Source organism: Kitasatospora sp. NPDC001683 (assembly GCF_053596495.1).
Genome location: NZ_JBSFGK010000021.1, coordinates 67,232 through 80,034, shown reverse-complemented (window position 1 = coordinate 80,034; position 12,803 = coordinate 67,232). Strand labels below are relative to the sequence as shown.

19 protein-coding genes and 2 pseudogenes are annotated in these 12,803 nt (G+C 71.3%); 6 read left to right on the top strand and 15 right to left on the bottom strand.

Going from position 1 to position 12,803, the window contains the following annotated elements; translation table 11 throughout:
• The first annotated feature begins 272 nt into the window (after positions 1–272).
• Positions 273–587, top strand: a complete 315-nt coding sequence (locus ACWCYO_RS14330) for a hypothetical protein (RefSeq protein WP_449784419.1) — start codon at positions 273–275, stop codon at positions 585–587.
• Between the two features lie 62 nt (positions 588–649).
• On the opposite strand, the gene ACWCYO_RS14325 is transcribed toward ACWCYO_RS14330, so the two are convergent.
• The gene (locus tag ACWCYO_RS14325; protein ID WP_270149089.1) at positions 650–1,687 is read right to left on the bottom strand and encodes a GDP-mannose 4,6-dehydratase; all 1,038 of its coding nucleotides are present in this window, start codon (positions 1,685–1,687) and stop codon (positions 650–652) included.
• A 130-nt stretch (positions 1,688–1,817) separates the two neighbouring features.
• On the opposite strand from ACWCYO_RS14325, the pseudogene ACWCYO_RS14320 reads away from it, so the two are divergent.
• Both ACWCYO_RS14320 and ACWCYO_RS14315 read left to right on the top strand, forming a co-directional pair.
• Positions 1,818–2,001: pseudogene (locus tag ACWCYO_RS14320) on the top strand (DUF72 domain-containing protein); the annotation flags it as partial.
• A pseudogene (locus ACWCYO_RS14315) lies at positions 1,989–2,138 on the top strand (GTP-binding protein); the annotation flags it as partial. The pseudogenes ACWCYO_RS14320 and ACWCYO_RS14315, both read left to right, overlap by 13 nt.
• Here ACWCYO_RS14315 and ACWCYO_RS14310 read toward each other — a convergent pair.
• Positions 2,095–2,736 (bottom strand): ABC transporter substrate-binding protein, encoded by a 642-nt coding sequence (locus tag ACWCYO_RS14310; RefSeq protein WP_449784418.1) that lies wholly within the window; start codon positions 2,734–2,736, stop codon positions 2,095–2,097. The pseudogene ACWCYO_RS14315 and the gene ACWCYO_RS14310 sit on opposite strands and share 44 nt — an antisense overlap.
• Positions 2,737–2,926: 190 nt before the next feature.
• On the opposite strand from ACWCYO_RS14310, the gene ACWCYO_RS14305 reads away from it, so the two are divergent.
• Positions 2,927–3,229 (top strand): hypothetical protein, encoded by a 303-nt coding sequence (locus ACWCYO_RS14305; RefSeq protein WP_270149088.1) that lies wholly within the window; start codon positions 2,927–2,929, stop codon positions 3,227–3,229.
• Between the two features lie 11 nt (positions 3,230–3,240).
• On the opposite strand, the gene ACWCYO_RS14300 is transcribed toward ACWCYO_RS14305, so the two are convergent.
• The 3 genes from ACWCYO_RS14300 to rpmB form a co-directional block, all read right to left on the bottom strand.
• Positions 3,241–4,029, bottom strand: coding sequence for a methyltransferase (locus ACWCYO_RS14300; RefSeq protein ID WP_449784417.1), 789 nt, complete (start codon positions 4,027–4,029; stop codon positions 3,241–3,243).
• Positions 4,030–4,157: 128 nt separating this feature from the next.
• On the bottom strand, positions 4,158–4,463 hold the full coding sequence (gene rpsN / locus ACWCYO_RS14295; protein WP_449784416.1) for a 30S ribosomal protein S14: 306 nt from the start codon (positions 4,461–4,463) through the stop codon (positions 4,158–4,160).
• A complete protein-coding gene (gene rpmB, locus ACWCYO_RS14290; protein ID WP_449784415.1) occupies positions 4,463–4,699 on the bottom strand; it encodes a 50S ribosomal protein L28 in 237 nt (78 codons plus the stop codon). The genes rpsN and rpmB overlap by 1 nt, the downstream gene beginning before the upstream one ends.
• Before the next feature lie 163 nt (positions 4,700–4,862).
• On the opposite strand from rpmB, the gene rpmG reads away from it, so the two are divergent.
• Both rpmG and ACWCYO_RS14280 read left to right on the top strand, forming a co-directional pair.
• Positions 4,863–5,027: a 50S ribosomal protein L33 gene (gene rpmG, locus ACWCYO_RS14285; protein WP_270149084.1), complete on the top strand. Its 165-nt coding sequence runs from the start codon at positions 4,863–4,865 to the stop codon at positions 5,025–5,027.
• A 29-nt stretch (positions 5,028–5,056) separates the two neighbouring features.
• The gene (locus ACWCYO_RS14280) at positions 5,057–5,320 is read left to right on the top strand and encodes a type B 50S ribosomal protein L31 (protein WP_270149083.1); all 264 of its coding nucleotides are present in this window, start codon (positions 5,057–5,059) and stop codon (positions 5,318–5,320) included.
• A gap of 86 nt (positions 5,321–5,406) precedes the next feature.
• Here the strand turns inward: ACWCYO_RS14280 and ACWCYO_RS14275 are convergent, their stop codons facing one another.
• Genes ACWCYO_RS14275 through ACWCYO_RS14230 form a run of 10 tightly spaced genes read right to left on the bottom strand, consistent with a single transcriptional unit; the run spans position 5,407 to position 12,313 of the window.
• Complete coding sequence (locus ACWCYO_RS14275) at positions 5,407–5,829, bottom strand: (2Fe-2S) ferredoxin domain-containing protein (protein WP_449784414.1); 423 nt, start codon at positions 5,827–5,829, stop codon at positions 5,407–5,409.
• On the bottom strand, positions 5,799–6,818 hold the full coding sequence (locus ACWCYO_RS14270) for a WD40 repeat domain-containing protein (RefSeq protein WP_449784413.1): 1,020 nt from the start codon (positions 6,816–6,818) through the stop codon (positions 5,799–5,801). The genes ACWCYO_RS14275 and ACWCYO_RS14270 overlap by 31 nt, the downstream gene beginning before the upstream one ends.
• The gene (locus tag ACWCYO_RS14265; RefSeq protein ID WP_449784412.1) at positions 6,815–7,846 is read right to left on the bottom strand and encodes a CobW family GTP-binding protein; all 1,032 of its coding nucleotides are present in this window, start codon (positions 7,844–7,846) and stop codon (positions 6,815–6,817) included. The genes ACWCYO_RS14270 and ACWCYO_RS14265 overlap by 4 nt, the downstream gene beginning before the upstream one ends.
• A 2-nt stretch (positions 7,847–7,848) precedes the next feature.
• Positions 7,849–8,124 carry a hypothetical protein gene (locus ACWCYO_RS14260; protein WP_449784411.1) on the bottom strand — a complete coding sequence of 92 codons (276 nt, stop codon included), beginning with the start codon at positions 8,122–8,124 and terminating at the stop codon, positions 7,849–7,851.
• A 48-nt stretch (positions 8,125–8,172) separates the two neighbouring features.
• Positions 8,173–8,667, bottom strand: coding sequence for a Fur family transcriptional regulator (locus ACWCYO_RS14255; RefSeq protein ID WP_449784410.1), 495 nt, complete (start codon positions 8,665–8,667; stop codon positions 8,173–8,175).
• A 24-nt stretch (positions 8,668–8,691) separates the two neighbouring features.
• On the bottom strand, positions 8,692–9,528 hold the full coding sequence (locus tag ACWCYO_RS14250) for a metal ABC transporter permease (protein ID WP_449784409.1): 837 nt from the start codon (positions 9,526–9,528) through the stop codon (positions 8,692–8,694).
• Complete coding sequence (locus ACWCYO_RS14245; RefSeq protein WP_449784408.1) at positions 9,525–10,313, bottom strand: metal ABC transporter permease; 789 nt, start codon at positions 10,311–10,313, stop codon at positions 9,525–9,527. The genes ACWCYO_RS14250 and ACWCYO_RS14245 overlap by 4 nt, the downstream gene beginning before the upstream one ends.
• An 11-nt stretch (positions 10,314–10,324) precedes the next feature.
• On the bottom strand, positions 10,325–10,450 hold the full coding sequence (locus tag ACWCYO_RS14240; protein ID WP_449784407.1) for a hypothetical protein: 126 nt from the start codon (positions 10,448–10,450) through the stop codon (positions 10,325–10,327).
• Positions 10,440–11,348 carry a metal ABC transporter ATP-binding protein gene (locus ACWCYO_RS14235; protein WP_270149077.1) on the bottom strand — a complete coding sequence of 303 codons (909 nt, stop codon included), beginning with the start codon at positions 11,346–11,348 and terminating at the stop codon, positions 10,440–10,442. Before ACWCYO_RS14235 ends, ACWCYO_RS14240 begins: the two co-directional genes overlap by 11 nt.
• Positions 11,345–12,313, bottom strand: a complete 969-nt coding sequence (locus tag ACWCYO_RS14230; RefSeq protein WP_449784406.1) for a metal ABC transporter solute-binding protein, Zn/Mn family — start codon at positions 12,311–12,313, stop codon at positions 11,345–11,347. Before ACWCYO_RS14230 ends, ACWCYO_RS14235 begins: the two co-directional genes overlap by 4 nt.
• Between the last annotated feature and the right edge of the window lie 490 nt (positions 12,314–12,803).

Sequence of the window (12,803 nt, the reverse complement as noted above, 5' to 3'; positions counted from 1 at the left end):
CATCGACGCAACCCATCTGGAAGACCGGCGAACGGCAGGGATCCGCTTGAGGACGGCCCGCGTGCCCGGCACGCGCGGCGCTCGCATTCCCGCACTCCAGCGCCCAGTCTCGATCGGGGCCCCGCCGAATTTCCCTAGGGTCTGTCGATCTCCGCCGAACTGCCACTGGACTGTAGGGAATTGCCGGACCGTTCGGCTGGATCGTCAGTTGCGCGAGCCATGGGCGCGGCCCGACCGGGCGCGGTGCCCCGACGTCGATGAGGATCACCGCCATGCCCGAACCCTTCCCGCACGGCGACGCGCCGAGAGTGCCGGGGCCCTCCACCGAGACCGCCGCGGACCAGGCGGCGTCCGAACTCAGCGCGCTCGACGAGCAGCTGATCGCCCAGCTGGCCCGACGCGTCCGCCTGGCCCGCGGCCACCAGCTCAGCCGCCGCGCCGCCGGATTGCCGACCACCAGCCTCGCCCAGGAGAACGCGATGCTGCGCCGCTACGCCGCCCGGTTCGGAAACCAGGGCGCCGAGATCGCGCTGGCGATCCTGGAGCTCTCCCGCTCCCCCGACCGGCCCGGTTCCGAACGGCGATAGGGCGGTGGGGGCTTCACCTCCCCACCGCCCCGCCCCGCCCTGCTGCCGTGCCGGGCCCGACGTCACCAGCGCGCGTCGGCCAGCACCTCGCCGTAGTCGCGGGCCAGCCGTGCCTGCTCCAGGTCGGACTCGACCATCATCCGCATGAGCTCCGGGAAGTCGACCTCCGGCTCCCATCCGAGCCTCTGCCGCGCGTTCCCGGCGTCCGCGCAGAGCGTCTCGACCTCGGCGGGCCGCACGAGCGCGGGGTCCACCTCGACGTACTCCTCCCAGTCGAGCCCGACGCACTCGAAGGCGATCCGCGCCGCGTCCCGCACCGAGTGCATCTGCCCGGTGCCGATGACGTAGTCGCCGGGCTGGTCCTGCTGGAGCATCAGGTGCATGGCCCGCACGTAGTCCCCGGCGAAACCCCAGTCGCGGACGGCGTCGAGGTTGCCGAGCAGCAGCCGGTCCTGCTGACCGAGCTTGATCTGCGCCACCGCGAGGGAGATCTTCCGGGTCACGAACTCGGCCCCGCGGCGCGGCGACTCGTGGTTGAACAGGATCCCCGAGACTCCGTACATTCCATAGGACTCGCGGTAGTTGCGCGTGATGTAGTGACCGTAGGTCTTCACCACGCCGTACGGGCTGCGCGGGTGGAAGGTGGTCCGCTCGGTCTGCGGGGACTCCGCCACCATGCCGAACATCTCGGAGCTGGAGGCCTGGTAGAAGCGGATCCGCCCGGGACCGGCGGCGGAGCCGGCCGGCTTGTTGATCCCGCTCACCATCCTGATAGCCTCCAGCACCCGCAGCACGCCGGTGCCGTTGACCTCGGTGACCAGTTCCGGCTGGCGCCAGGACATCGGCACGAACGAGATCGCCCCGAGGTTGTAGACCTCGTGGGGCTGGATCGAGTCGACGGCGGACACCAGGCTGCCCTGGTCCATCAGGTCGCCGTCGACGAACCGCAGGTCCGGGATCAGCCTGCTGACCCGGTCCTTCCGCGGGTTCGCCTGCCCTCGGGTGAGGCCCCAGACCTCGTACCCGAGGGAGATGAGGTGTTCGGCCAGGTACGACCCGTCCTGGCCGGTCACCCCGGTGATCAGTGCACGCTTGGACATCCGTTCCCCTTCAGCCACTGCTCGCGGGCCGTTCTCGGCACAGTCAGCGAACCAGAGGGACCGCTAAGGAATTTGCGAGACTTCCCACGGCCCGCTGTCCTTCCGCCGGGGCCGCGTTCCAGACGCCGCCTGGACGCCGGAGATCCGTGCGGTGCCGACGGGGCGCGCCGCCACCCTGTGCTGGGCGGACCGGGTCACGCCCGGTCACGCCGCTGTGGCGGACCTGTGAGCGGGGCTACCTGCGCTGCCACGCCGGTCGGGCCCGGCCCTGGCCCCGGTACGGGCGGCAAGCGCTGGCGGGTTGGGTGGGCCGCCGACAACTGGCCGGACAGCTCCTCCAGACAGGCGCCGCGCTCACCGGCGTCCACCCACGTCCGGCTTTCTCGGCGCCGGCAAGACCATCCTGCTCAACCACCTGCTGCACAACCGGGACGGCCTGCGCGCCGCAGTGAGCTGCTGCCGGCCGTCCAGCTCTTCAGGACGAACGGTCCCGAGCCGGGCGCGTGCGCGAGGTCGGTGGTGCCGTCGGGGAAGACGAACATCGACTGGGCGAGGACCAGGTCGAAGAAGCCGTCGGGGCCGTCGCGGACGGCGGACGCCCCGGCGTCGAGCCCGCCGAGCAGCCCGCTCTGCACGGTGGGGCTGGAGGCCAGTGCGCGGAGGCTGAACAGCACGTCCTGGGCGGTGAGTTTGCGTCCGTCGCTGAAGGTCGCGCCGTCCCGTAGCCGCACGGTCCAGCGGGTGGCGTCCGCGTTGGGCTCGACGGATTCGGCGAGCCGCCACACCGGGGCGCTGCCCTCGATCTCGCCGAGGGTGTCCCAGATCAGCCGGGCCCGGACGTAGTCGATCGCGCTCCCGGTCGCCTGGAGCACGCTGGTGGACTCGGCGCTGGATCCGGCGAAGGCCGCCCGCAGCTTGCCCCCTCGGCGGGGCGGGGCGGAGGCCGTGGGGCTCTGCGTGGCAAGTGGCGCGCGGGCGCTCGATCCGCTGCTGCACGCCGTGAGCAGGCCGCTGCCGAGCACCACGCCCGCGCCCACCAAGCCGAGCATCGATCTCTGGGATATCCGACGATGCGTCACCTTGCCCTCATTCATGGACGGTTCCCCAACCCTAAGGTGAAACGATAATGCTTTTCAATAACCCTGCGGGGGGCAACAGTTCAGGTGCCGCGCGACGATTCATCGCCCGTTTTGCCGGTCATGCGTAGATTTGAAGATGGACAGAGGGAAGGCGAACGTCATGAGCGCACCGGTCGACCACCGAACCCACAGCGAGCACGGCCACCACCACGGCCAGGGCTGCGGCCACGTGGCGGTGCCGCACGCCGACCACGTGGACTACGTCCACGACGGCCATCTGCACCGCGTCCACAACGGCCACGTCGACGAGTGCGAGTCGACCGGCCACGTCGAACACTCCAGCCACGCCCACGAGCACGGGCAAGGCTGCGGCCACACCGCCGTCCCCCACGGCGACCACGTGGACTACGTCCACGACGGACACCGCCACGCCGCCCACGCGGGCCACTGGGACGACCACTGACCGGCCCGGCTTCAGCGCACGGCCACCAGGACGCAGCTGTCGCCGTACTGGCAGACCGGCCCGGCACGGCGGAACCCGGCCTGCCGTAGCAACCGCTCGTGCCCGGCCGCCGACAGTCCGTTGCCGTCACCGTCGGCCGGTGGGAGCTGCCGCTGCCTGGCCGCGAGCAGTTCGGCGAACTCCGGGACCTGCGCTGCGGCGGCCCACCAACCGGCCCAGTCCTCCCCGGTGCCACGCCTTCCCCGGCGCTCGGCGCGGCACCGCCCCACCGTCCGGCTGAAGCGGGCGAGAACCGGGTCCTCCAGTGTCAGGTGGTCACCGTTGACCAGCACTCCGCCGGGTCGCAGCACGTCCGCCAAATCCCGGTAGATCTCCCCCAGGCGGTCCGGCCGCGGGTAGTGCAGCGCCGCGGTGGACACCACAGCGTCCACGGGCCCGTCGAGCGCCAGCTTCTCGGTCCAGCCCGGTTCGCCGATCATGACCTCGGCGTAGCGTGCCGCGTCCGGGCGGCCGACCCGGCCGAGTTCGAGCAGCAGCGGGTCGAACAGTTCGGGGAGCAGGTCCTCGCGCAGTGCGCAGCAGGGGCAGTCGTGCGTCAGCGGGACGTCCGACTCGCTGCGCGACCCTGCGGCGTCCAGGATGTCCCGCCGGACCCGGCCGTGGAGGGCGGCGTCGGTGAGGTCGTGGTGCAGCACGACGGCGTTCCCGCCGCCGCTCAGCAGTTCCAGGACCGCCTGGCGGCGCTCGGCCTCGTGGAGGCCGGCGACGACCACCACCGGCAGGCGGGTGTCGTCAGGCATTGCGTCTTCCTTTCGGCGTTGCGGCGTCGGCGTTGCGACGCCGGTCCGGAAGTCCGAGGGAGTCGGGTCGCGTCGCGGGCTGCGGCGATCCCGGTGCAGCCCGCGACGCGACCGGCCCGCGGACCGGGCTACCAGCTCGACTTGCGGACCCCGGGCAGCTGACCGGCGTGCGCGAGGGTGCGCAGGTTGATCCGGGAGAGGCCGAAGGCGCGCTGGTAGCCGCGCGGGCGGCCGTCCACGCTGTCGCGGTTGCGAACCCGCGTCACGCTGGCGTCGCGCGGCTGGCGCTGCAGCTCGGCCCGGGCCGCCGCGCGGTCCTCCGGGCTGCTCGCAGGGGACGCGATGATCCGCTTGAGTTCCGCGCGGCGCTCGGCATATTGCGCGACAACGGCCCGGCGCTGCTCGTTCTTGGCGATCTTGCTCCGCTTGGCCATCAGACCTTCTCCCCTCGGGCGCGGATGCGGGTGACGACGGCCTCGATGCCGATCGTGTCCACGGTCTTGATGCCCTTGGCGCTGAGGGTGAGCCGGACGTAGCGGCCTTCGCTGGGAATCCAGTAGCGCTTGCGCTGGATGTTGGGGTCGAACCGGCGGCTGCTGCGGCGGTGCGAGTGGGAGATGGTGTTGCCGAATCCCGGCTTGCGGCCGGTGAGCTGGCAGTGGGCGGACATCGCGACTCCGGATGGATGGGACGGTGCGCAGCCACGGATGCGGCTCCGGCTTCGGGAATGCCGTGGCCTCGGTTGGCGTTGCCACTCTACAGCTAGATGGAAACGAAAACCATTTCGCTATGATGACGGCTCACCCGCCACCGATCCGCTCCAGGAGGACGCCATGGCGCGCAACGACCTGCGCCCGATCATCAAGCTCCGCTCGACCGCCGGCACCGGCTACACGTACGTGACGCGCAAGAACCGCCGCAACGACCCGGACCGCCTCGTCCTGCGCAAGTACGACCCGGTCCTCGGCCAGCACGTCGACTTCCGCGAAGAGCGTTGACCCCAGAAACCCACCCGAGGAGTAGCCCCATGAAGCCCGGTATCCACCCCGCCTACCGCCCCGTCGTCTTCCGCGACCGCGTCGGCGGACTGACATTCCTCACCAGATCGACGGCCACGAGCGACCGGACCATCGAGTGGGAGGACGGCAACACCTACCCCGTGATCGACGTGGAGATCTCCTCCGCCAGCCACCCCTTCTACACCGGCGCCGCCCGCGTCATCGACACCGCCGGTCGCGTCGAGCGCTTCGAGCGCCGCTACGGCGCCCAGGCCGCCCGACGCCGGGGCTGAGCCGCAGATCGCGCGCGAAGGCCCGGGTGGTCCTTGATTCCAAGGACCACCCGGGCCTTCGCGCCGGCGGCAAGCAGCCGAGGGCCTCAACTGCGCCGGGTGATGGCGGGCGTCCGAGGCGGCGTGATGCGCTGCAGATCAAGGGCGGCGGGCAGTTCGGCAAGGCCGGGCCCGCCCGCGAGCGCGTAGTCGAGGATGAGGGCGATGCTGTCGTCGTCGAGCGCCCACCCCAGCCAGACCGGACGGCCGCCGCGGGTGCGGCCGTGACTGGAGGGCTGGACGACGATGACGTTGGACTGGAGGCAGGCGTCCAGGCAGTCCGTCGTCCGGACCACCAGCGCGCCGCCGGATTCCTCCGCCGCCGCCCGGAGCCGGGCGAGTTGGCCATCGTGGTCGGTTCCGGTGTGCTTGCGGACACTGCCGCAGCAGCAGCCGCGGCAGACGACCACCGTGCACGGCCGCCCTCCTGGCCGTAGGGTCACCGGCTCAGGTCGTCCGGCATCGGCCATGCCTCCACCCGCCCCTCGTAGTCCGCGACCACCAGCACGTCCGGTTCCGCCCAGGCGAGTGCGGTGACCGGCTCCGGCAGTTCGCGTTCGTGGACGGGCCTGAGCAGCGCCCCGGCTCGTCCGCCGTCGGCCCGCCACAGCGCGACCTTCTGCTCGGCTCCGGCGCTGGCCAGGATCGCGCCGCTGCCGGGCCGCCAGGCGAGGGCGGTGACGGTCTCGTGGGCACGCAGCGCGCGGGGCTTGGTGCCGGCGGGGCCCTTGCCGGAGAAGTCCCAGACGGTGATGTCGGGGGCGCCGTCGGAGGCGAGCCAGCGGCCGGTGCCGTCGAAGGCGAGGCGGGCGATCTTGTCGGGATAGCCGTGCATGGTGAGTTCGTCGCCGTCCCTGGTGCGCCAGATGTGGATGCTGGCGTCCTGGTTGCCGGTGCAGATCCAACGGCCGTTCGGGTTCAGGGCGATGGCGAGGTGGGAACCCACGTACTTGTACTCGGCAACCGGCTGCGCACTGTGCCGCTCGTGGCAGCGGACGCCGCCGTAGGCGGAGCTGACGAGGCGTCGGCCGTCCCGCAGCCAGGCCAGGTCGGTCACGGTGCTCGGCGCGAGGTCGGTGCCCCACTGGCGGACGCCGTCGGGGTCCAGGACGTGCACCCGGCGACCGGTGGCGACGGCGACCCGGTCCGGCGAGGCCCACCTCACGGCAGCCGACCAGGAACCGGTCTCCGAGCCGAGGAAACGGCCGTCCGAGCGCCGCCACAGGCCGTACCCGGCCGGACCGGCCAGCGCGAGGTGGGCACCGTCCGGGGAGAACTCCAGCGCGAGCAGGCCGCCCGGCAGGGTCACCGTTCCCACCGGGAACCCCTCCGCGGCGTCCAGGATCCACGCCGTCCCGGCCGCGCCGGCGATCGCGACCAGGCCACCGCCGGTGGCGACGGCGACCGGCGCGTCGTCGACCTCCGTGGTCCACAGGGCATTCGACGTGGCGATGGTCATGCGGCTACTCCGGCGAGGCAGGAGGCGAAGCCCGCGTTGAGGGCTTCGCGGTCGAGGTTGCGGCCGATGAAGACCAGCTTGTTGCGGCGGGTCTCGCCCGCGCGCCACTCGCGGCCGTTCTCGCCCTCCAGCAGCATGTGGACACCCTGGAAGATGTACTGCCGGTCCTCCCCTTCGATGGCGAGGATGCCCTTGGAGCGGAAGATGTCCGCGCCCCGGGTGCGCAGCAGCTGCCCGAGCCAGGAGTTCAGGCGCTCCTCGTCCAACTCGCCCTCCAGGTCGATGCCGACCGAGGTGACCGTGGTGTCGTGCTGGTGCTCGGTCTCGGTGAGGAACGTCGGGTCGCCCTCCAGGACCCGGTCGAGGTCGAAGGCGTGCACGTCGAGCACCCGCTCTAGGTTCACCTTGGCCTGCTGGGCCGGGATGATCTCCACCAGGGCGTTGATCGCGCGGATGTGGGAGGTGACCTCGGCGATCTGCTCCGGTGTGGCGAGGTCGGTCTTGTTGAGCACGATCCGGTCGGCGAAGGCGATCTGCTCGACGGCCTCGTTCTCGACGCCCTCGGGCTTGACCTCGGTGAGGTGCTCGAGGACGTGGGCGGCGTCGACCAGCGTGACGATCGCGTCCAGGCGCAGCTGGGAGGAGATCTCGTCGTCCATGAAGAAGGTCTGGGCGACGGGGGCGGGGTCGGCGAGGCCGGTGGTCTCGATGACGATGCGGTCGAAGCGTTCGCGGCGGCGCATCAGGGCGCCGAGGATGCGGATGAGGTCTCCGCGCACGGTGCAGCAGATGCAGCCGTTGTTCATCTCGAAGATCTCCTCCTCGGCATCGAGCACGAGGGCGTCGTCGACGCCGACCTCGCCGAACTCGTTCTCGATGACGGCGATTCGGAGCCCGTGCTGCTCGGTGAGGATGCGGTTGAGCAGGGTGGTCTTGCCGGAGCCGAGGAAGCCGGTCAGCACCGTGACGGGGACCCGGCCGTCTTCGGTCGTCGCAGCCTCGATCGGCTCGGTCTCGGGGGTGGTCATGGTCATTCTCCTTCCGGAGCGCCCGGCGGTTCGGCCAGGGCGCTTGCGAGCAGTTCGGGGGTGATCTCGTCCAGGGGGTGGTGTAGCGTCCAGCGGCGCGTGGCACCCGAGGGCGGCAGCACAGCGACGACCGTCTCCACCGGTGGGCATCCCGGTTCGGTGCAGTCGAGTTGGCGGATCATGACGATGTCGTCGTCGGCCAGTGCGAGCAGTTCGCGGGTCTGGTTCTTCAGCGCGCTCGACAGCGCCGCGAGGCGCGGGGAGGCCGGTCTGGGCATGGCGAGTGCCTTCCTCGGTAGGGAAGTTTGGTCGGGGCCGACCGCTGGTCAGCCGGCAGTACGGCAGTTGGGACAGATGCCCGCCAGCTCGACGGTGTGGTGGACCTCGCCGAAGCCGGATATCTCGGCGATGTGCTCGGCCCAGGCCTCGACGGCGGTCGAGTCCACTGGCCGGCTGAGGCCGCACTCGCGGCAGATCAGGTAGTGCCGGTGATCGGGGCCGGGCCGGTAGCGGAACAGCCGCTCACCGTTGGCGTCTCGCACGACGTCGGCTCGGCCGACCTTCGCGAGGGCGGTCAGGGTGCGGTAGACGGTGCTCAGGCCCACCCGCGAGCCGGCCTGGACCAGTCTGGCGTACAGCACTTGGGCGCTGACGAACTCCTCGGACTCGGCCAGCGCCTGGAGGACCTCGGCGCGGCGCGGGGTCGGCCGGCCGATCAGCTCGACGTCACCGGCTGCGGGACGAACGGGTGTGCCGTTGGCCCGACGGCGTTCGGCCCGCTCGGCGGCGTCGGCGAAGGCGGTCGGCTTCGTGTCGGTCATCCTCTCCCCCGTTTCCCCGCTTGGTCAGGCCGTCGCAGGGTGGGCGGCGCGGGCCGGGCGGACGAGGAAGGTGGCCGCGTACACGGCGGTGGCGACCGCCATGATCGCGAAGCTCGGCGGCAGCTTCGGCGCCGCCGCGCTGAGGAGCAGGCCGCCCCACATCTCCGCGACGGCGAGCGCGGCGGACAGCGCGAGCGCGCGGTACGGGCGGTCGGTGAGTCGGATCGCCGCGCCCGCCGGGGCGGCGAGCAGTCCCAGCAGCAGGAGCGAGCCGACGGCTTGGGTGGCCTCGCCGGCGCAGGCGCCGACCAGCGCGAGGAACATGAAGCCCAGCACCCGTACCGGCACTCCGCGGGCGGCAGCCACGGCCTCGTCCAGGGTGGCGAACAGCAGCGGCCGGGCGATCAGCAGCACGATCAGGCAGACCGCGCCCGCGACGGCGACCGCGACGGTGATCTGGTTGCCGTGCAGGCCGAAGATCGAGCCGAACAGCACGCTCGTTCCGGCGCCGCCCTGGGCGCCGCTGCGCGAGGTGGTGTAGACGGTGAGGAAGAACGCGCCCAGGCCGAGGATCCAGGCGAAGACGCTGCCGATCACCACGTCGTCCGCCCGGCCCCGGCGGCCGAGACCGCCGATGAGCAGGCCGACGCTGATGGTCGCGGCGAACAGCCCGAGGCGCAGGTCGTATCCGCCGGCCAGGGCGGCCATCGCGCCGGTGAACGCGACGTGGCTGAGCGCGTCACCGGTGAAGATCTGGGCGCGCAGCACCAGGAAGTAGCCCACCAGACCGCACGCCAGCGCGATGAACGTCCCGGCGAGCAGGGCGTGTTGGAAGAACGCCTGGCTGATGACCGTACTCATGCGGCACTCCCCATCTGTAGTGGCGCCCGACGGCCGGCGGCCTCGCGGGCGAAGCGGAACAGGTGGGCGAGGACGAAGGCGGCGAAGGCGAAGCCCGTCACGAAGAAGCCCAGCGGGTACGGCTGGTAGTACGCCGCGATCAGTCCCGCCCAGCACGCCGCCATAGCGAGGAGCACCGACAGCAGCAGGCTCAGCCCCGGCCGGGCGGTGAGCTGCTGGGCGGTCGCGGCGGGGATCACCATCAGCGCGAACACCAGCAGCGTGCCGGTGATCTGGCTGGCCTCGGCCGTGGCCGCGCCCAGCAGGACCAGGAACAGCGTGCCCAGCAGCCGCACCGGCACGCCCCGCCCGGCCGCCACCTCCGGATCCACCGAGGCGAACAGCAACGGGCGCCCGATCACCGCCAGCACCGCCAGCACCACAGCGCCGACGACCGCCAGGGTCACCACCTGGCCGGTGGTGATGCCCAGGAAGTCGCCGAACAGCAGCGCCGTCGGCCCCTCCAGCAGGCCCTTGTACAGGCTGATGAAGAGGTAGCCGCAGGCCAGCGCGAACGCCTGGACCGTACCGGTGACGGCGGACTCCTCCGCGCCGCCGTCCCGGCCCTCGCGCTGCATCGCTGCTATCACCAGAGCCGCGGCTACGCAGAATCCGAAGTAGCCGAGCGAGGTGGAGAAACCGGCCAGGACGGCCAGCGAGGCACCGGGGAAGGCCGCGACCGAGAGCGTGTGTCCGGCAAAGGTCTGCCGGCGCAGCACCATGAACCAGCCCACCACCGCACACACCACGGCCACGATCAGCCCGGCCCGAAGGCGTTCACCATGTACAGGTAGGACCACATGTCCTGGAAGTCCGCGAGGAGTTTCCAGGAGAACACCGGCGAAGTCGCGTCGGAGGCCAGCGGAACGACATCAGTGATCATCCCGGCCTCCCCCGCCGTGCCGGTCGGTGTGGACGGCCGGGGCCTCCGGCTGCCCGACCACCACCAGTCGGCCGTCGCTCGTGCGCAGCACCTCGACGGGCGTGCGGTACAGCCGGGTCAGCGTCTCGGAGGTGATCACCTCGGCCGGGGTGCCGGCCACGGCGCCGCCCTCGGCGATGTAGACCACCCGGTCCAGGTGATGGAGTATCGGGTTGACGTCGTGCGCGACCATCACCACCGACACCCCCTCCTCATGACAGATCCGGCCCAACAGCCCGGCGATCGCGCCCTGGTTGGGCAGGTCCAGGCTGTCCAACGGCTCGTCCAGCAGCAGCACGCGCGGACGCCGAACCAGCGCCTGGGCGATCAGCAGCCGCTGCTGCTCACCGCCCGAGCACTGCCCTATCGGCCGGTGCGCGTACTTGGCTGCGCCGACCAACTCGATGACCTGCTCGACACGTTCACGCGCCGCCCGGCGCTTCGCCCGGCCCAGGCCCGGGACGGGGATCCCCCACTGATCCCCGTCCAGGCCCAGCCGCACCACATCCACCCCACGGATGCGGACGCTCGCGTCGAAGTTGCGGCGCTGCGGCAGGTAGCCCACCGCGGTGCTCCGCTCCCCGGGTGCCGCGCCGAGAACGCGGACCTCGCCGGCCGCCGCCGGGAGGATCCCCAGCAGGACCTTGACGAGGGTGGACTTGCCGACGCCGTTGGGGCCGAGGACGGCGGTGAACTCCCCGGCCCCCACGGTCAGATCGACACCCGACCACAGGGTCCGCCCGCCCACGCGCACGGCCGCACCGCGCAGCGACAGCACCGACTCCCCACCGGGCGCGTTGCGCTCCATCTCGGTACGGCCCATCTCGCTACGGACCCGTTCGATCGGGTGGATGCTCACTTGCCCGTCGCCTGCTTCAGCGCGTCCGCGATGCCCTGCAGCTCCTGCGTCTGCCAGTCCTGGAAGGTGGCACCCGCCGGGGCGAGGGTCTCGGTGACCTGGGCGACCGGGATGCCCTGCGCCTTCGCGGCGTTGACCTGGGCCACGACGTCGGGGTTGGAGTTCTGGGTGTTGTAGATGTAGATCTTGATCTGCTTGCCGGAGATCTGCTGGTCGATGGCGGCCTTGTCGGCGGCGGTCGGGTCCGTGCCCTCGCTCTCCGCGTCCAGGAACGTCTCGGGCGTCAGCATCTTCAGGCCCAGGCTCTCGGACATCGGGGTGACGATCGACTCGGACGCGCCGATCGGGGTATCCGCGTACTTCTCCTTGATGTCGGCTTCGAGCTGGTTGTACTTGGCCAGCGTCTGGGTGGTGAAGGTCTTCTTCTGGGTGTCGAAGTAGGCCGCGTCGGCCGGGTCTATCTTCTTGTAGTCGGCGGTGATCTGGTCGATCACCCTGGTGACGCTGTCCGCCGAGTACCACTGGTGCGGGTTGTCACCCTCCTTCTTGCCCAGCAGGTCACCGACCTTCAGCGTGGTGCGACCGGAGGCCGGGTTCGCGGACAGCAGCTTGTCCGACCAGGCGTCGTAGCCGATCCCGTTGCTGATCACGTAGTCCGCGCCCGCGACCGTGCGGCCGTCGGCGGCGGTCGGCTCGTACGAGTGCGGGTCGGTGTCCGGGTTGGTGATCACGCTCGTCACCTTCACGTGGTCCCCGCCCAGCTGGGTGGCGATCGAGCCCCAGAAGTTCTCCGCCGCGACGACCTGGATCACCTTCGAGCTCGCGGTGCCGCTCGACCCCGCGGACGTGCTCTTCGCCGGCGAGCTGGTGGAGCACGCGCTGGTCGCGACGAGGGCTGCGACCGCGGCCGCACCGAGCACGATTCTCGGAAGGCGGCGGGGCTTGCTGAACGGGACGACACGCATGGCGGATTGCTCCTCGAAACCTGCCGGATCCGCCGTCTGGGCGGGGTCCGGCTCCGTTGGACGGCATCACCATAGATGGAAACGGTTTTCATAACCAGCTACTTCGAGAGCGAGATGGAAATCATTACCAAAGCTTGGCGGCCAGCGAACCATCACCAGCGGCCGCCCTGGCCAGCTCGGCCCGATCGCCTCGACATCCGGGGTGACGTCACCGCTGCGGCCGAGACCCTCCGACGTGCTGCGGCTCCGGCGGACCTCTACGAGCAGTGCCTCACCGCGGTCCGGGACGGCGGCTGAGACGCCCCCGACCAGCGGGCTCGGCCCACTGCCGCCCGCCTCCGCCTGCCCGGGTCACCGCCGTGTCGTAGCGAGCGCGACGGTGACGGCCGCAACGAGCAGGAGCGCCGTGGTAGGGGCGATCCGGCGGTCTCCACGAGTCGAGTGCACGCCTCTCGCCCCGATCCGCGGCAGTACGGGCCCGGTAGCCGCG